The sequence below is a fragment of the Shewanella goraebulensis genome, from assembly GCF_030252245.1.
Classification (GTDB): Bacteria; Pseudomonadota; Gammaproteobacteria; order Enterobacterales; family Shewanellaceae; genus Shewanella; species Shewanella goraebulensis.
The window spans coordinates 4,584,089-4,602,791 of sequence record NZ_CP126972.1 but is presented as its reverse complement, the minus strand read 5'-3'; the positions used below and the strand labels follow the sequence as shown (position 1 = coordinate 4,602,791).

At 41.8% G+C, this 18,703-nt stretch carries 17 protein-coding genes; 7 read left to right on the top strand and 10 right to left on the bottom strand.

Features of this window, described 5'->3' with window-relative positions; all coding sequences use genetic code 11:
* Positions 1 to 72: 72 nt before the first annotated feature.
* The 3 genes from QPX86_RS19385 to QPX86_RS19375 form a co-directional block, all read right to left on the bottom strand.
* Positions 73 to 1,455 carry an ATP-binding protein gene (locus tag QPX86_RS19385; protein ID WP_285163644.1) on the bottom strand — a complete coding sequence of 461 codons (1,383 nt, stop codon included), beginning with the start codon at positions 1,453 to 1,455 and terminating at the stop codon, positions 73 to 75.
* A complete protein-coding gene (locus QPX86_RS19380; protein WP_220753289.1) occupies positions 1,455 to 2,141 on the bottom strand; it encodes a response regulator in 687 nt (228 codons plus the stop codon). Before QPX86_RS19380 ends, QPX86_RS19385 begins: the two co-directional genes overlap by 1 nt.
* Before the next feature lie 130 nt (positions 2,142 to 2,271).
* A complete protein-coding gene (locus QPX86_RS19375) occupies positions 2,272 to 3,105 on the bottom strand; it encodes a DUF4437 domain-containing protein (protein WP_285163642.1) in 834 nt (277 codons plus the stop codon).
* A gap of 283 nt (positions 3,106 to 3,388) precedes the next feature.
* Here QPX86_RS19375 and QPX86_RS19370 point away from each other — a divergent pair, with 283 nt between their 5' ends.
* Positions 3,389 to 3,898 (top strand): lactoylglutathione lyase family protein, encoded by a 510-nt coding sequence (locus tag QPX86_RS19370; RefSeq protein ID WP_174567600.1) that lies wholly within the window; start codon positions 3,389 to 3,391, stop codon positions 3,896 to 3,898.
* Positions 3,899 to 4,132: 234 nt separating this feature from the next.
* Positions 4,133 to 4,645, top strand: coding sequence for a lactoylglutathione lyase family protein (locus tag QPX86_RS19365; RefSeq protein WP_055025412.1), 513 nt, complete (start codon positions 4,133 to 4,135; stop codon positions 4,643 to 4,645).
* 87 nt (positions 4,646 to 4,732) lie between these two features.
* Here QPX86_RS19365 and QPX86_RS19360 read toward each other — a convergent pair whose 3' ends face one another.
* Positions 4,733 to 6,145, bottom strand: a complete 1,413-nt coding sequence (locus QPX86_RS19360) for a cytochrome C biosynthesis protein (protein WP_285163640.1) — start codon at positions 6,143 to 6,145, stop codon at positions 4,733 to 4,735.
* Between the two features lie 408 nt (positions 6,146 to 6,553).
* Here QPX86_RS19360 and QPX86_RS19355 point away from each other — a divergent pair, with 408 nt between their 5' ends.
* Positions 6,554 to 7,060, top strand: coding sequence for a Spy/CpxP family protein refolding chaperone (locus QPX86_RS19355; protein ID WP_285163638.1), 507 nt, complete (start codon positions 6,554 to 6,556; stop codon positions 7,058 to 7,060).
* 65 nt (positions 7,061 to 7,125) lie between these two features.
* Positions 7,126 to 7,998: a cation efflux pump FieF gene (gene fieF, locus QPX86_RS19350; RefSeq protein WP_285163637.1), complete on the top strand. Its 873-nt coding sequence runs from the start codon at positions 7,126 to 7,128 to the stop codon at positions 7,996 to 7,998.
* Between the two features lie 108 nt (positions 7,999 to 8,106).
* Here fieF and QPX86_RS19345 read toward each other — a convergent pair whose 3' ends face one another.
* Positions 8,107 to 8,619 carry a gluconokinase gene (locus QPX86_RS19345; RefSeq protein ID WP_220753293.1) on the bottom strand — a complete coding sequence of 171 codons (513 nt, stop codon included), beginning with the start codon at positions 8,617 to 8,619 and terminating at the stop codon, positions 8,107 to 8,109.
* A gap of 156 nt (positions 8,620 to 8,775) precedes the next feature.
* Here QPX86_RS19345 and QPX86_RS19340 point away from each other — a divergent pair, with 156 nt between their 5' ends.
* Positions 8,776 to 10,152, top strand: a complete 1,377-nt coding sequence (locus QPX86_RS19340) for a GntP family permease (protein WP_285163636.1) — start codon at positions 8,776 to 8,778, stop codon at positions 10,150 to 10,152.
* 193 nt (positions 10,153 to 10,345) lie between these two features.
* On the top strand, positions 10,346 to 10,924 hold the full coding sequence (locus QPX86_RS19335) for an outer membrane protein (protein WP_220753295.1): 579 nt from the start codon (positions 10,346 to 10,348) through the stop codon (positions 10,922 to 10,924).
* A 90-nt stretch (positions 10,925 to 11,014) separates the two neighbouring features.
* Here QPX86_RS19335 and glnG read toward each other — a convergent pair whose 3' ends face one another.
* The 5 genes from glnG to typA form a co-directional block, all read right to left on the bottom strand.
* Entirely contained in the window at positions 11,015 to 12,430 is a 1,416-nt protein-coding gene (gene glnG, locus QPX86_RS19330; RefSeq protein ID WP_220753296.1) for a nitrogen regulation protein NR(I), read from the bottom strand.
* A 30-nt stretch (positions 12,431 to 12,460) separates the two neighbouring features.
* Positions 12,461 to 13,498 carry a nitrogen regulation protein NR(II) gene (gene glnL, locus QPX86_RS19325; protein WP_220753297.1) on the bottom strand — a complete coding sequence of 346 codons (1,038 nt, stop codon included), beginning with the start codon at positions 13,496 to 13,498 and terminating at the stop codon, positions 12,461 to 12,463.
* A 126-nt stretch (positions 13,499 to 13,624) separates the two neighbouring features.
* On the bottom strand, positions 13,625 to 14,197 hold the full coding sequence (locus tag QPX86_RS19320; RefSeq protein WP_308443216.1) for a DUF4124 domain-containing protein: 573 nt from the start codon (positions 14,195 to 14,197) through the stop codon (positions 13,625 to 13,627).
* A gap of 114 nt (positions 14,198 to 14,311) precedes the next feature.
* Positions 14,312 to 14,623, bottom strand: coding sequence for a pyrimidine/purine nucleoside phosphorylase (gene ppnP / locus QPX86_RS19315; RefSeq protein ID WP_285163632.1), 312 nt, complete (start codon positions 14,621 to 14,623; stop codon positions 14,312 to 14,314).
* A gap of 216 nt (positions 14,624 to 14,839) precedes the next feature.
* A complete protein-coding gene (typA, locus tag QPX86_RS19310) occupies positions 14,840 to 16,654 on the bottom strand; it encodes a translational GTPase TypA (RefSeq protein ID WP_220753299.1) in 1,815 nt (604 codons plus the stop codon).
* 469 nt (positions 16,655 to 17,123) lie between these two features.
* On the opposite strand from typA, the gene glnA reads away from it, so the two are divergent.
* Complete coding sequence (gene glnA, locus QPX86_RS19305; protein WP_285163630.1) at positions 17,124 to 18,533, top strand: glutamate--ammonia ligase; 1,410 nt, start codon at positions 17,124 to 17,126, stop codon at positions 18,531 to 18,533.
* Positions 18,534 to 18,703: the final 170 nt, after the last annotated feature.

Here is an 18,703-nt window from a genome sequence, read left to right as displayed (position 1 = left end):
GAAAGTAATGATGGATTAAGTCAGCAGAAGCGATCTAATCCATCAAAACTTAGGGTCATTTTATGATAGGGCTTACTGACCTTTCATTTTAACCGGTAAAGTAATGAGTACCTTTAAGCCTTGAGGCTTAAGGTTACTCGCACTGATATGACCTTGGTTTAATTTGATAGCGGCATGGGTAATTGCCAGCCCTAACCCCCATCCTCCAGACTCGCGATCTCTTGCACTGTCTGGTCGATAAAAAGGTTTAAAGACCTCTTCTAATTCTGCATCATCAATACCTGGGCCATTATCACTGATAGTAATCAGTACGTTTTGTCGTTCTTGTATCGCATGAATGCTCACTGCGCTATCAGCATAACGAATGGCATTTCTCAGCACATTTTCAATCGCGCGTGATAATGACTTTGGATAATGATCTAAGCTGATAGATTCAGGAATATCAATATCCAGCTGTTTCTGCTGTTGCTCGGCTTCAAATTCTGCGTCATCAAGAACCTGGCTTAAGGATTCAGCCAGTTCTAAATGCACTAGGTTTTCGTTGTTACTGATGGTCACGCGAGATAAGGTGAGCAATTCAGATATCAAATCTTCTAATTGCTCAGCTTCATAGCCAATACGCTCAATTTCAATACTGCTTTGTTCTTTCTTACGCGCTAAAGCTAACGATAATTGTAACCGAGTCAGCGGCGTTCTTAGTTCATGGGAGATATCACCCATTAATCGTTGCTGATTGTGAATCATGGTTTCAATCGCATCGGCCATACTATTAAAAGCCTGTGCTAATTCACCAATTTCATCACCACGGTTAGCAACTTTGCTATCAACTCGACTAGATAAGTCACCTTCAGCAAGCGCGTTTGAGCTTTGTTTAAGCGAGCGAAGTGGTTTACCTAAATTCCACGCTAATAAACCGCACAACATGCCAGAGAGCATCATTGCAATGATGATAGTGAGTAATTTGTTATCGTTAAAAAAGAAAAACCAAGGCTTTGGATGGTTATCAGCAATACGGCTGTAAACCCGGTATTCACGCTCACCTGCGATAAACTTGTAAGGCCCAAAGATAAGCTCTGTACGAAATTGATGACTTATAGGTTCTTTATGGTCTTCACTAAGCAGCAAAAACTCACGAAAGGTACGAGGTACTTTTCTATGATTTATGACGCGGCTTTCATCATCGAGGATGTAAAATTTGAGAAATTTACCGTCAGGTGCACGGTGGCGGTTAAGTTTTTTTAGCGTCCGTGAGTCTTTTAATAATTCAGGTTCTTCAATGAAGTGTTTCGCAACACGCTTAAGTAGTTGCTCTTGCTTATGGGAAAGGGGTTGTTGATCGTGGCTTTGTTGCAGAAATGGCAATATCCCAACAAAGGCAATGATTAATGAGCTACATAACCAAAAGCCCAGCAGCAATTTAACAAATAAACGGTTTATCGAAGAAGGTGCTTTCATTACGGGATCCAGATATAGCCTTTACCACGAATGGTTTTAACTCTTGGGCGACCATCACTGCGCTCAGGTAATTTTTTACGTAAATTAGATAAATGCATATCTAAACTACGATCAAATGGCATGAGTTTTTTACCTAACACTGTTTCGCTCAACTGTTCTTTAGTGACTAAATCACCGGCTTGAGTAATTAAGCTGTGCAATAAAGAGAACTCAGTACCCGTTAAGATAATGAGTTGTTCATTGCAGTAAAGCTCTTGTCTGGCTTGGTCTAAACTTAGGTCACCAAACGAGATCGTATCTTGCTCACCACTTTCGGTTTGCGTTAAAGCTGAGCGGCGTAAAATAGCGCGCATACGTGCAATTAACTCACGGTCGTTAAACGGTTTTGGTAGGTAGTCATCAGCGCCAATTTCGAGGCCAACCACGCGGTCAATTTCATCACCACGAGCAGTTAACATGAGTACTGGGGTTTGCTTTTGGGTTCTTAGGGCGCGCAGCACTTCAAAGCCATTGAGTTTTGGCAGCATGACATCGAGTAGAATTAAATCAAAGTCTTGATTTTGGGCATAATCAAGGCCTTGTTGGCCATCAAATGCTTGGGTTAATTCAAAACCTTCAAGTACTAAAAGCTGTGCTAATAATTCTGATAAACCTGCGTCATCATCAACTAATAAAATACGACTCATTGCGATCCTCACTCTTTTATTAATTGCACTATATAACGAATGAGGATCCAAGTTTAGCAACATTGCACTCTTTTACATAAAGATGAGTAAGTGCAGCATAAATTTTGCTATGCCTTACCACTTAGCCTCACTATTTTTCTGCGACGTGATATTTTCCATCAGTGCGAATATATACCATTGCCCCTTGAGCAGACGTTGTCACGTTATGGCTGAATTTACCACCAGAGCCAAAATAACTGCCCGCGGTTAATCCCTTACTGTTTGGTGTTTCAACAGATTGATAGTTAAGGCTACCTTTGATAACAATGGCTCTAAACTCTTCAGCATCGCTTGTCAGTGTTCCGCTAAAGTTGGCTGGTAATTTTATCATTGCACCGCCGAGTTCCCCGACTTTGTTACTGCCCCATAATGAGGTTATTTCAGCACTATTTCCATTGATAGACTTCATGTCGGTTTGGTCTAGCCAAACAAGATTTGATTGATGAAGATTTATTGGTCGTTCGCCATTGTCAAATTGCTCACTAGATGGTTTAACCAAATAAGGGCCACTATCAATTTCAAGGAAGATGAGGTTGTCTTCGCCATTGGCTGCAGTGATGTGGTTCTCGCCAGCAGGTTGTGTCCAAAAAGAACCGGTTGGCATCCACATGGTTGCCGCATCGGGATCGTCATTATGCATTTTCCCCTCAATAACCACACCACGATAAGTAATATTATGAATGTGGGGAGGTGAGGAAAACCCTTTATTGAATTTCACTAACATACCCGTTGGCACATTTTGGGTGCGATCGCCCCAAAGGTTGGCCGCCCCAGGGCTTTTATCGCCACGAAGTGGGTTTAAATAACCCCAGTCAATATCAGCTGTCGTGATGACTTCTGACTGGGGGGAGGTTTCTGCAAAAACAGCGATGGCAGGTAAAGTGCTGAGTAAAATGGCCGGTAATACTGTGTGTAATAGATTCATGTTTGCGATCTCTGTCGGTGCTCAATATCGTGATTAAAATAAGATTTTTAAAATTAATCTCAAAGTATCAGTCAATTATAGTTGCTAAAGGAAATACAAAAAGGCCACTTGGTGAGAAACAGTATCAAACAAATCAGCATAATCCAGCACATCATAATTTCAATTATTACAAAATGTTATTAAAAACATAAATATTGATAATTTAACTTTTTGGTTGTAGTTCTCCTATACTTTTCTCATCGAAATTAGCCCGACTTTATGAACAACAACTGGAGAGATAAATATGTCTGCACCTATGCCTTACCCAAGAACGTTTTCTCATATTGGTATTTCAGTACCTGATTTAGAAGCGGCAGTGAAGTTCTACACCGAAGTACTAGGTTGGTACTTAATTATGGAACCAACAGAAATTACTGAAGATGATTCTGCTATTGGCGAAATGTGTACGGATGTATTTGGTGCAGGTTGGGAGCGTTTTAACATTGCCCATCTGTCTACCGGCGATCGTATCGGCGTCGAACTGTTTCAATTCAAGAATCAAAAGAATCCAGAAGATAACTTTGAATATTGGAAAACTGGCGTGTTCCACTTTTGTGTTCAGGATCCTGATGTTGAAGGCCTAGCAGAGAAAATTGTTGCTGCTGGTGGCAAAAAACGGATGAAAGCACCGCGTTATTATTACCCAGGTGAAAAACCGTATCGCATGATTTACATGGAAGATCCATTTGGAAATATCCTAGAAATCTACAGCCACAGCTATGAATTACATTATGCCAGTGGTGCATATAAATAATATTCACAGGGGCTTATGGAGGGTATTAAGTTCTTCGTAACCCCTGTTTCAATCTGTTAGACATCCTCAATTGTATCGCCGTTATAGGAACACACTATGTTTATCAATCATCCCAGTCGAAGAGAATTCATGAAGTTACTGGGTGTAAGTTTAGGGGCCGCTGCTTTGCCTATGGCATTAACGGGTTGTGCGTCTACCACCTCGCAACAAGAGGCTACTGCTGAGGCCGCAGCAATGCCAGATTCGCCTACACCGTATCCTAGAACCTTTTCTCATATCGGTATCTCGGTGCCAGATTTAGAGGCCGCAGTTAAGTTTTACACTGAAGTCTTAGGCTGGTACTTAATCATGGAGCCGACTGAAATTGTTGAAGACGATTCAGCCATTGGTGAGATGTGTACCGACGTTTTTGGTCCAGGGTGGGAGCGATTTAAGATAGCCCATTTATCTACTGGCGACCGAGTTGGAGTGGAGTTGTTTGAATTTAAAAACCAGCAAAACCCTGACGATAATTTTGAATATTGGAAAACAGGTATCTTCCATTTCTGTGTTCAAGATCCAGATGTTGAAGGTTTGGCTGAAAAAATTGTTGCCGCTGGTGGTAAAAAACGCATGAAAGCGCCTCGTTACTATTACCCTGGCGAGAAGCCATATCGGATGATTTACATGGAAGACCCATTCGGCAATATTTTAGAAATCTATAGCCATAGCTATGAGTTAACTTACTCGGCTGGAGCTTACCAATAAAGTCTATTGGAAAACTAAATACAAAAAGCGAGTCTTACGCGTAAGACTCGCTTTAATAGCAAGGCTAATGAGCCTTGTATAGCAAGATTAAGACTTTTGCTTCAAGCGTTTAATCTTAACGATGATATAAGTTAACAAGATAGAGCCTAGAATCAAGCCTATAGAGAACACCACGTTTTGCAGCGCCATCGGGTTGATAACAAGCATACTGCCTAAACCTAACATCATAATACCCGACATCAGTTTAAGTACTTCGCCTTCTTTTTCCGTTAGCTTACGCTTGCCAAGGGTAGCAGCAAATACAATTACAATGGTTGCTAATGGAATAACGTAAATGACGTTATAAGCGATGAGATACATATAACGCTCAATGGTATCTAACCCTGAAATTGATAACACAGACGTGTAAATCATCGGGAAACCAGCAGTACAAAGTAACTCATAAGCGTTGGCCATAATCGCCAATAACGCAGAACCGAATATTAAGGTTGGTAAAGAGCTGGTTTTAGACAATTTACCCATCCGCTTTATTAAGCTGCCACGGTTTTCAACCGACATCGATAAGCTGACATCTCCCTTGCCATAGAAGAAGTCCTTTATGTTGATCAAGGCGGCCACCAGTGCAATTAATCCCGCACCAGTGATAATCCAGCCTCCGTCTCCACCACCTAGTAGTTGGAACAGGTTGAGCCATGCGCTCATAAAGATGAAGTAAATAAAGCCAGAGAAGAAAACGAAAATCCCGCCCACTAATAGCATGCGTCCACGGCTGCCCGCATTCACCATGATGCTTAATAAAAATAGCAAGACGAAGAAGGCACAAGGGTTAAAGGCATCGACGCCAGCTAGCACTAAGGTCAATACAGGTAGCGACATCTTTTCAGGTTGTACAGCGCCAATAAGCGGAATATCAACAGGCTGAACGTGGGGCTTTGAGTCTAGGTTTGAATGTTCGCCATTACTTGCTTCAAAGTCCATTCCGCATGTTCCCGCATCAGGATCGGCACTGTCTGAACATGTTTCAAATAATGGCGCATCAGCAGTGGTTTTATCTTCATAGAAATCAGCCATGACATCTTTAAGATCTCCAGTACCGCCGTTTCTTTGATAACAAGCTTCAAGTCGTTCAAGTATATAGCGCCCAGTAACGTCGTGACTGTTATAACCAGTTATCGCTTCACCACAAACTGCAAAGTAAGGTACTGATTTAGGCTCTACTCCTGTTTTCTTACCTATAGCCATCAACTTATCGACATTACCTGGTTCGCTGATTAAGTAATCTTCGAGATTAATCCAGTTGTATCGCTCTGCTAAAGCATCGATAAAGGGATGTGCCTCACGACAATGGGGGCAAGTTTGCGACCAGAAAAAGTGTAAATTTACCGAGGGCTCACTGGTAGTTTTGTTGACCCAAATATCGGAATCGTTTGCGTGCGCTAAACCTGTTACTGACACTATCAGGCTGAATAAAATCATTATGCGGGTGAAAAACTTGCTCATCCATAACCTCAACTATAAACATCAAAAGAGTTAACCAGAATCACTACGTCGCCATTAGAAATATTAAGGCAGACTGAAGACGCTAGTGTTATCTCAGATACACAACTTATGCTTTTGTTCAGTATGGAAATGATTAGCTTTTATATACGTGAACTGGCTCCCATTCTGCTTTATAGAATAACTTTTATGTTCAAAATGGGATCTTTACATAGCTTTACCGACTCATAACCCTAACTGACATTGCATTGGCTAAACTAGCTTCATACCAAAAACGACTTCAAAGGATTTGCAGTTAGTGAGCTTGGTATAACAAGACAAAATTCTGTTAGCAGTGCTATTTAATCAATTTGATCAAGTGCTGGTAGCCATTCTTCAAATGATGAATTAAGCAAATATATAGGTGAGATTATGAAATCACGTTTAACAGTAAAAAACAGTTTATTAGCCCTAGTTGCTTCTTCTGCATTATTAGCAGGTCAGGTGTACGCAACAAGCACAGACACCAATACTCAAACTGAACAGACACAAGAAAAGGGTGAGCGAGCACATGGTGGTAAGCACCACGGTAAAAGTATGCATAAAAGTGTTCGTAAAATGCTACGTTCACTCGATTTAACTGACACTCAACGCACAGATGTAAAAGCGATTATTGAGAAGTACAAAGAAGAGAAAGGCGAGCGTCCATCAGCAGAAGAACGTGCTGCACATAAAACTGAAATGCTAGCGCTTATCAGCAATGCTAACTTTGACGATGCCAAGGCTGATTCAATCATTGAAGCGAAACAGTTGAAGCAAAAAGAAGGCATGAAAAACTTCATGAAAATGCAAAATGAAATCTACCAGCTACTGACTGAAGAGCAAAAAGCGAAGTTTGACTCACGTTTTACCAAAGCTAAAGGTAAAGGTCGTGGTTAATTGTTAACTGACTCCGTTATACTGGAGGTTACTACTGCATTTATTTAGGCGTGATGACCTCTATTATGACAACAGATTCAGACTACGATTTTTGGGTTAAGTTAGCTAGTCGCGCAGCGGTAGCCACCGCGTTAATCCTTATTGTGATCAAATTGCTCGCATGGCTCTACTCTGGGTCGGCGAGCATGCTTGCATCGTTAACCGATTCGTTTGCCGATGCACTTGCTTCCATCGTTAACTTCATTGCTATTCGTTATGCGATTTTACCTGCTGATGACGATCATCGTTATGGCCATGGTAAAGCGGAGCCTTTAGCTTCTTTAGCCCAATCTGCATTCATTCTTGGGTCAGCCTTCTTGCTGATGTTTTATGGCGGTGAGCGACTCTTTAACCCTGTTGAAGTTACTCATGCTGGTTTAGGTGTGGTGGTGTCTATCATTGCGCTAGTGATGACATTTGCCTTGGTTATGCTGCAGAAAAAAGCGTTAGCAAAAACCAATAGCACTGTGGTGGAAGCGGACTCACTGCATTATAAATCTGACCTCTTTTTAAATGGTGCAGTGTTACTCGCTTTGGTACTGGCACAATATGGCTGGTGGTGGGCCGATGGTTTATTTGCGGTATTGATTGCTTTATACATAGGTCATCAAGCAATAGATTTAGGTTATCGCTCTATTCAGTCTTTGCTTGATCGTGAGCTAGATGAAGCAACCCGTGCAGAAATTGTCGAGATTGTTAAACAAGATCCTAGAGTGAATGGCTTACATGACTTACGTACTCGACAAGCGGGTAAGACAACGTTTATCCAGTTTCATATCGAGTTAAAAGGCTCATTACTATTACGTGAAGCCCATGAAATAACCGACAACACTGAGAAACGTTTATGTGAAGCATTTGATAGTGCGGAAGTGATTATTCACCAAGACCCCATCGATTAGCCTGTTAAATCAGTTTGCTTCTCAGTATGTGACCTGGATTATTAACATAATAAAGCCGCTTCATAATGATTGTTAGCGGCTTTTTCATGTCTGTTTGAGCAAGATAGGCTAATAACCTAGCTGTTTAAATTGCTTAACAGCGAGTGAAACAATATTGTCGATACTGTTATCGACATTAACAGTGACGACTAAGTTTTCTTGGCTAGGATCTTCAAGGGTAGCAAACTGGCTATCGACCATGTTTTGTTTCATAAAGTGGCCACTTCGAGCCTGCATTCTTGCCAAGATAAGCTCGTAACTGCCTTGTAGATATAGAAAAGCGACTTGTTGGTTACCTTCTCGTATGGTGTCTCGGTATTGTTGTTTTAATGCAGAGCAAACAATGATGGCCGTTTCATTTTTTGATTCGATACTGTATGCGGCATCACGAACACGCTCTAACCACGGTGAGCGATCATCATCGTTTAATGGCTCGCCACGGGCCATTTTTTGAATATTAGCTCGTGGATGTAGGTCGTCACCATCAATAAATTTCGCATTCAAGCTATTTGCTAACTTTTCGCCAACGGTGCTTTTACCACAAGCACACACACCCATCACAATAATGGTTTTACCGGTCATTTACGTACCTCAAATCAGGGTTGATCTATATACTTTAGCCGTTTCGAAAGTATATCTCGAAGCTGAGTGATAGTACCGCGTTGAGTTGATTTTTTTTGACTAGATTAGATTTAATCAACTTGATAAAGAATACCTAAAAGAACGATGGAACATACCATGGACACTTTAGCTCAATCTGCTGATCCTACCTACCTACTAATGGTCGCTGCTGCGGCTATAACTGCTTTACTCTTATTGATCATAAAACTCAAAATGCACGCCTTTGTGGCGTTAACATTAGTGAGTTTATCAACTGCCCTTGCTACAGGAATTTCTACTGAACAAGTCGTGCCGACGATGATGTCAGGCTTTGGTGGCACGCTGGCAGCTGTCGCGCTTTTAGTAGGCTTAGGTGCCATGATTGGTAAAATCTTAGAAGTTACAGGTGGGGCGCAGGTATTAGCCGACAGCCTCATAGGCCGTTTCGGTGCAGAAAAAGCGCCATTGGCATTGGGTGTTGCCTCACTCCTGTTTGGCTTCCCTATCTTTTTTGATGCGGGTTTAATTGTGATGATGCCGATTATATTCAGTGTAGCCAAACGCTTTGGCGGCTCACCGTTAAAATACGCATTGCCATCAGCGGGTGCCTTTGCTGTTATGCATGCATTTGTGCCGCCGCACCCAGGTCCGGTTGCCGCAGCTGATTTACTGGGCGCAAATATCGGCATGTTATTGATGATTGGTATTTTAGTCGCCATTCCGACGTGGTATCTCGGTGCTTACCTATTTGGCTTATATGCAGGCAAGAAGTTTGATATTCCATTATCCAAAGTCTTTTTAAGCTCTGAAACCGTGATTGACCCTGCTAAACAGCCTAGGTTCATTACTGTATTAATGATCTTACTGCTACCAGTATTGCTAATTTTTCTAGATACAGGCTTGAACACCTTGAGCGTAGCAGGTGTGATAGATGGCAGTGCCACTTGGGTTGAAAGCCTGCGAATGCTAGGTAAAACTCCCATTGCATTGCTAATAACCTTACTCGTTTGTCTTGCTGTGTTTGCTAAAGATTACGGTATGAAGCAGCTTGAGAAATTGTGTGGTGATTCGCTCGCTCCTATTTGTGGTGCAATTTTAGTGACAGGCGCTGGTGGTATGTTTGGTGGTGTATTACGTGCCAGTGGTATCGGTGAAGCCTTAGCAGGTGTATTGAATGATACTGGTATGCCCATCATTGTGGCTGCTTTTGTTATCGCTACTTGTTTGCGGGTTGCTCAAGGTTCTGCAACGGTTGCTTTAACCACAACAGCAGCGTTGATTGCGCCAATGGTCGCTGTCACTTCGGGTCTGACACAGTTTGATCTGTGCTTTATTGTCATTGCCATTGCTGGTGGCTCGACGGTATTGTCTCACTTTAATGATTCAGGCTTCTGGCTTGTGGGTCGTTTAATGGAAATGGATGAGAAAACCACTTTAAAGACGTGGACCGTGATGGAAACATTACTTGGGACTATCGCCTTTATTATTGTCGGTGTACTGAGCATGATTATCTAGTCTGAATTCAGGTTTTTAATAAGTTAAGCCAGTATTAATCTATTAGTTAATGATAAGAAGGAGCAGCAATACTCCTTTTTATTAGCTTATCGTAATTGACACATTTTCGAACAAATACCTACATTTGAAATGATTGATGAGTGAGTGCTTTCTGCTATGCTGCCTGCGCTGATAGAATTATTAAGGAATGATAATGAAACGCTTATCTGTAGTAGCAAGTGCAATATTAATGGTTGGTTTATCTTTTAATGTCACAGCCGAAGAACACAAAGCCCGCGATACGGGTTGGTATGTGGGTGGTGAACTGAGTAATGTACAACTGGAAGTCGGCAGTTTTGACGATTCTGGTGCTGGTTTCGGTGCTTATGGTGGTTATAACTTCAATCATTGGTTTGGCATTGAAGGAAAATGGATGCTGAGCAATGATCTACAAGATGGTCGTGTTGATCTTGGTTTAGCTGTTTTTTCGGCTGCACCGAAATTTACTTGGGCTATCAATGATACCTTTTCTGTTTTTGGTAAAGTGGGCTTAGCGATTCGTGCACTCGAAGTTGACCCAGATTACGATTATGACGAAGGCTTTGATACTGCCGATTGGAGTGGTGTTAATGTGCTTTATGGTGTTGGCATAACAGCTGCAGTTTCCGAATCGCTGCGCTTACGTTTAAGTTATGAGTATGTCACCGGTGACTTAGATGCCGATCGTTCTGAAATGCTAGATATTGATGCAGATACTTCACAGTTAGCATTAGGCCTGCATTACCAGTTTTAAACTGAGTGCTCTTTAGCATAAAAAGATAAAGCGAGTTAAGTTAAAAAGGATAGCTTTCGCTATCCTTTCTGTTTCAACTCTTGCCGTAAATTAATCCATTTCTAATTCTTTGAGTTTACGGGTGAGGGTGTTACGTCCCCAGCCTAATCGTTTGGCGGCTTCTTGCTTGTGCCCTTGAGTATGTTTGAGCGCAGTTTTAAGTAAAATCCGCTCAAACGCTGGTTGAACCTCGGTGAGTAAATCACTTTCGCCTGCAGCTAGCTTTTCATCTATCCATTGAGTTAATGCCACTTGCCAATCAGATACACCGTTGACCCTTTCGCCTGCACTGACAGGATCTTTAAGTAACTCAGTCGGCAAATCTTGCGGCAGAATCTCTTGACCCGATGCCATGACGGTTAACCAGCGACAAGTATTTTCAAGTTGTCTGACGTTACCAGGCCATGGCAGTTGCTCAAGTTTGGTAGCAGTTTCTTTGGTGAGAATTTTCGGTTCGACGCCAATTTCTTTCGCTGCCGAAATAAGGAAGTGAGTCGCCAATTGAGCAATATCTTCACGTCGTTGTGACAGTGGTGGTAGGTGTACTCGAATTACGTTTAAGCGGTGAAATAAATCTTCACGAAAATCGCCTTTTTGCACCAGTAATTCTAAGTCTTGGTGCGTTGCGGCAATGATCCGAACATCGACCTGTACTGCAATATGACCACCGACACGATAAAACTGCCCATCAGCTAGCACACGCAATAAACGGGTTTGCACATCAAGTGGCATGTCGCCAATTTCATCTAAAAACAAAGTTCCGCCGTTAGCTTGTTCAAAGCGACCTTGGCGAACGTTGGCTGCACCAGTAAAGGCGCCTTTTTCATGGCCAAACAATTCTGACTCAATTAAGTCTTTTGGAATTGCAGCCATATTAAGAGCAATAAAAGGGCTGTCTTTTCGTGGGCTATGTTTGTGCAGAGCACCTGCGACCAGCTCTTTACCAGTACCAGATTGCCCATTAATTAACACACTGATTGAAGAACGTGAAAGGCGGCCGATGGCTCTGAATACTTCCTGCATTGAGGGAGCTTCACCAATAATTTCTGGTGTTTTGACCACTTCAGGTTCTGCACTCGGAGCTGGAACTTGCTCGGTTGCATGAGTTAAGGCACGCTCAACCAGTGCAATGGCTTCATCAATATCAAAAGGTTTAGGTAAGTATTCAAATGCCCCTGCTTGGTAGGCACTTACTGCACTATCTAAATCAGAGTGAGCAGTCATGATTATCACAGGAATATGCGGATAATGCATTTGTAAGCGATCAAGCAAAGTTAGTCCGTCGGTCCCAGGCATGCGAATGTCTGACACAATCACTATTGGTTGTGAGATCTCTAATGCTTGCCACAATGACTCTGCAGCTGCAAAACTGGCTGTAGATATTTTGGCCCCGAGTAGGGCTCTTTCTAATACCCAGCGAATAGAACTGTCATCGTCGAGGATCCAAACTTGTTCGCTTATACTCATGTTACTTCCTCTATAGCCATCAATGGCATGTTATTGTAATGGCAGGATAATAGTAAATTCTGTGTGTCCTGGCGCCGATACACAATCGATTCGACCTCCATGTAGTCGAGCAATATTATGTGCAATAGATAGCCCTAAGCCTGAACCTTCTTCTCGGCCTGTTACCATCGGATAAAACAATGTATCTAACAGTTCAGCAGGGATACCTGGACCGTTATCAATAATTGATAACGCCAACACTAGCTTAAACCTTTGGGTACCAATGGTGACCTGATGCTGGGTTCGGGTTCTAATTAAGATTTCACCCCCTCGATGCTCCAGGGCTTGAATGGCGTTTTGCACTATATTAAGCACCGCTTGTTGCAGTTGGTCGGGATCCATATTCATATCAGGAATCGATGGGTCATAATCGCGTGAGAGAGTCACCTTTTCGGGTAAAGTTAGCTCAATCAGCTTTAAGACTTTCTGTACCACTTGATGGATATTGTGTTCAGTGTGCTGAGTTGGGCGTTGTGGTCCTAAAAGTTTATCGACTAAGTTACGTAATCTATCTGCTTGCTCGATGATGAGATCGGTAAACTCTTTTAACTCAGGTTCAGCCAATTCTCGAGAAAGTAATTGAGCTGCACCACGAAGCCCTCCCAGCGGGTTTTTGATCTCGTGAGCTAAGTTACGAACTAAGAATTGTGCAGCTTGTTGCTGGGCATCGAGGTTTAGTTGCTGATGAATACGGTGTTGTTGGTCGACTTGACGTAGCTCTAATAAACTTAAGTTATCTTCGCTTTCCATCGGGCTTAACGTGATGTCGATGATGTGGTGTACGCCATCTAATGTGATGAGCGCAGCAGTGTTGACGGTAATACCTTGGTTAGCATTGACTGAATCAATTAATAACTGATTTTCAACGCCCATGAATTGGTAAAGTTCAGGTAGACGTTGCTCAAGTAGCTTGTTTGCACCAACACCTAACAACTGCTCTGCTGCTGCATTGGCATAATGAGGCCGTAATTCGCTATCAATAACGAAAACGGCGGTAACTAAATGATTCAGCAGATTATTTGTGTCCATCAATTGTCCTGCATAATGAAGTTGCACCATCATGTTGCACCGATTTGGTGCGTTGTGCAACTTATTCTACATCGACAATCAACAATAAATAATTTTTACAGCTTAAATTTATCTATTTGATATATATCAATTTTTAGCTGGCATTGGCGTAGGTTTAGCCTTTAATGCAATTGATGCCTGATGTAGAAATATCTTTCTAGCAGAACTAGATGCAAGGACTTTGCCGTTTTGGGTCAAAATCTTAACCACTAAGTTATGTTCACCTCGATTTACTTCGGTGACATTAAAAATAGCGCCAGATTGTGGTTGACCGTAAAGGATGTCGTCAATATATAAGGCGAGAAGGTAACCGTTAGGTAATTCAGGTGCGGCACTGGCAACAACGGTAAAATTGCCTTGGTTATTGCGGATGGTTTCTTCTTGGGTGGGATTAACAATGCGCACGCGGTAGGTAATTGCTTCAGTGGGCTTAGCATGAGATTCTGTTTCAGCGGGCAGGCTCACTGAAATGTTATTTTGAGTATTTTGGTTAAGTTCAACCTCTTCAGCATTCCCTTTGGGTTCGTCACTATAATGGACTTTACCATTTTCATCGACCCAGCGATAAACCGTTGCGTGGCTGTTCGAGATAGCCATACTGCACAAAATCAGGCTGATAATTAGGCTAGTTATTAAACTGGTCATTAGAGTCGAGCGCATTGGAGGTTCCTTCACCTTGGGCTTTAATCACCTTAATACTAGCCTCTTTTAAACAAAAAATCAGCAATTACTGATGTATAGCTTTAGTCTATCACTGGTGTAAATCTTGGTTAATTACTTGTACTGACAGCGATATTCGCTCACGACTTCTGTGCGGATCTTAAAGTTCACATTGGCATCTAACTCAAATAGGCTACCTGCGACAATGGTTTTCCACTCAGCGGCTTCTGGGAGTAAAACATCAAATTTACCAGAGGTAATATTCATTACTTCTGCTTGTGTGGTGTCGAAATCATATTCTCCAGGCATCACCACGCCTAGGGTTTGGTGGCTGCCATTTGCAAAATGAATGGTGCGGCTGATGACTTTACCATCAAAATAGACATTAGCTTGTGTTGCGACATCGACCTGTGAAATCACGCTCATTACTGCTCTCCTAATGGATAAACTTAAAGTAAAATAGTGTTACACCTGTGAATATAAATTCATTTTGATTGAATATAAAGTAATAGATAGTTATAGGTTAGATGGAAAAGTTTATCGGTTGGATACGTAGTTTTAGTTTTAAATATGAGTGATTTACAGGTAATAAAAAACCCGCCTAAGCGGGTTTTTTTAATCATATTACATGATTAAAAACGATTAAGAACCACGGTTGTGACGCTTACGCTCGTTTTCAGTTAAGTAACGCTTACGAACACGAATGTTCTCTGGTGTTACTTCTACTAACTCATCGTCATCGATGAACTCAAGCGCTTGCTCAAGTGTCATTTCGATATGTGGTGTTAGTACTTGTGCTTCATCAGTACCTGATGCACGCATGTTTGTAAGTTGCTTACCTTTCAAACAGTTAACTGTTAAGTCATTTGCACGAGCATGTAAACCAACGACTTGGCCTTCGTAAACTTCGGCTGCGTGACCAATAAATAGGCGACCACGTTCTTGAAGGTTAAATAATGCGAATGTCAGTGCTTTACCTGTTGCGTTAGAAATCAATACGCCACGAGCACGTTGACCAATATCACCGCCTTTCACTGGACCGTAATGGTCGAATGAATGGTAAATAAGACCAGTACCAGAGGTAGCAGTCATGAATTCAGTTTGGAAACCGATTAAGCCACGGCTAGGGATAACGAAATCGATACGTACACGACCCTTACCATCTAACTGCATGTCGCGCATGTCACCCTTACGAGTACCAAGTTTTTCGATAACACTACCTTGATGCTCTTCTTCAACATCGACAGTTAATGTTTCGTATGGCTCACACATTTCGCCATCGATTTCTTTTTCGATAACTTCAGGACGAGATACTGCTAACTCGTAACCTTCACGACGCATGTTTTCAATCAAGATACCTAAGTGTAATTCACCACGGCCTGATACACGGAAACGATCTGGAGATTCAGTTTCTTCAACACGTAATGCAACGTTATGAATTAGCTCTTGCTCTAGACGTTCTAGGATATTACGTGAAGTTACATACTTACCTTCTTTACCAGCAAACGGTGAAGTGTTTACTTGGAAAGTCATGGTTAGTGTTGGCTCATCAACAGAAAGTGCAGGCAATGCTTCAACAGCTGTTGGCGCACAAATAGTGTCAGAAATCTTAAGCTCACCTAAACCAGTGATTGCTACGATGTCACCAGCGTTAGCTTCTTCAACTTCGTGACGCTCTAGACCCATGTAACCTAATACTTGGCCCATTTTACCGTTACGTTTCTTACCATCAGCACCAATAATGGTCACTTGCTGGTTAGTTTTAACGCTACCGCGCTTAATACGACCAATACCGATAACACCTACATATGAGTTGTAATCGATTTGAGAAATTTGCATTTGGAACTCACCTTCAGCATCAGCGTCAGGAGAAGATACTTTCTCAACGATAGCTTGGAAAAGTGGGGTCATGTCTTCGCTTGTTTCATCAGGATCTAATGTTGCGAAACCATTTAATGCAGAAGCATATACGATAGGGAAGTCTAACTGTTCGTCAGTTGCACCTAAGTTGTCGAATAAATCGAATACTTGGTCGATAACCCAATCAGGACGAGCACCAGGACGGTCAATCTTGTTGATAACAACGATTGGCTTAAGGCCCTGTGCGAATGCTTTTTTAGTTACGAAGCGAGTTTGTGGCATAGGACCATCAACTGCATCTACTAATAATAAAACTGAATCTACCATAGATAGAACACGTTCTACTTCACCACCGAAATCGGCGTGACCAGGGGTGTCTACGATGTTAATACGGTAGTCGTTCCATTTGATGGCAGTGTTTTTTGCCAGAATGGTGATACCACGTTCTTTTTCAAGATCGTTAGAATCCATTACACGTTCTGCGGCTTCGCCTCGACTTTCAAGGGTGCCTGACTGAGCCAATAGCTTGTCTACCAGGGTCGTTTTGCCATGGTCAACGTGAGCAATAATGGCGATGTTACGTAAATTCTCTAACACGGATAAAACCTCTATACCATCAAATAAAAATAGGAATTCATAGGGCTGATAAGTATAGCCACTATAAAAAAGCGTGCCATTCTACTCCAGCGAGGGCTCAGTAGATAGGATTATTTTTGAACAGGTCGTTTTTAATAAAAATTTACGACTTAAAGATAGAAGATAAAAATAGAAAAGGATCATATTACCGCAATAAAGTGACGCTTTAATGAACTAGATCAATGATGCTACTGAAAGCAATGCACCGAAATGGACTTTTGCACCATTAGTGCGCATAGTGGTGCACCGAAGTTGTGCGTTATTGGTGTTTTCGGTTATGTGGATATTTTTATTGTTTTCTAAATCAGTAGTTTATCTTTCTGGCATGAAAGTCGCTTATAACAAAACAAATTCGAACTACAGATATTATGTCTGACGAATAACAAGATTACATTAAGGGACCACCCTTTACCCTACCGGAGGCTTAAGAATGTCAGTTGAATCAATCCTAAAACAAATTGAAGAACTAGAAGTTAAGTTCGTAGATTTACGTTTTACAGACACTAAAGGTAAAGAGCAGCACGTCTCTATTCCTTCTCACCAAGTGAACGAAGACTTTTTTGAAGATGGCAAAATGTTCGATGGCTCATCTATCAACGGTTGGAAAGGCATCAACGAATCAGACATGGTATTAATGCCAGACCCTTCTTCTTTCTTATTGGATCCTTTTACTGAAGAAGTGACTGGTCTTATTCGTTGTGACATTTTAGAGCCAGCGACAATGACAGGTTACGAACGTGACCCACGCTCAATCGCTAAGAAAGCTGAAGAATACCTAAAGTCGACTGGTATTGCTGATACAGTATTAATTGGTCCTGAGCCAGAGTTCTTCTTATTTGACGATGTTAAGTTTGGTACTGATATGTCAGGTACTTTCGTGAAAGTTGATGCGAAAGAAGCTGCATGGAACTCAGGTACTAGCTATGAAGATGGTAATACTGGTCACCGTCCATTCGTTAAAGGCGGTTACTTCCCAGTTGCACCAGTTGATTCATCACAAGACATTCGTAGTGCAATGTGTCTAATTCTTGAAGAATTAGGTCAAGTAGTTGAAGCGCATCACCACGAAGTTGCTACAGCTGGTCAAAACGAAATTGCGACACGCTTTAACACGCTTTCAAACAAAGCTGATGAAATCCAAATCATGAAGTATGTTGTGCATAACACTGCTCATGCTTACGGTAAAACAGCGACATTCATGCCAAAGCCTATTGTTGGTGATAATGGTAGTGGTATGCACGTTCACCAATCTTTAGCTAAAGATGGCGTTAACTTATTCTCTGGCGACAAGTACGCTGGTTTAAGTGAATTAGCGCTTTACTACATTGGTGGTATCATCAAGCATGCTCGTGCTTTGAACGCATTCACTAACCCAAGCACCAACTCATACAAGCGTCTTGTTCCACATTTTGAAGCGCCTGTAATGCTTGCTTACTCTGCACGTAACCGTAGTGCTTCAATCCGTATCCCAGTGGTACCTAGCCCTAAAGCTCGTCGTATTGAAACACGTTTCCCAGATCCAACCGCTAACCCATACTTAGCATTCTCTGCATTGCTAATGGCTGGTCTTGACGGTATCCAAAACAAGATTCACCCAGGTGAAGCAATGGATAAAGATCTATATGACCTACCTGCTGAAGAAGCGGCTGAGATCCCACAAGTTGCGACTTCATTAGAGAATGCACTAGAAAACCTAGCTGCTGATCATGATTTCTTAACTAAAGGTGATGTATTCAGTAAAGACTTTATTGAGTCTTACATTGCACTTAAGTCTGAAGAATGTGAGCAAGTATCTCGTACTACTCACCCAATGGAATTCCAACTTTACTACAGCTTATAAGCCTTAGCTTAACGCTCATGTAAATCGGCCATCGGCTAAATTCAAAGCCCTTGATGATAATCATCAAGGGCTTTTTTGTTGGTTCGTTGTAAAAAAGTGCAAATAGCACATTCATATTAGTTCAAAAATTATTCAGTTATGCTAGCGTTAGTGAATAGGGGTATACCTAA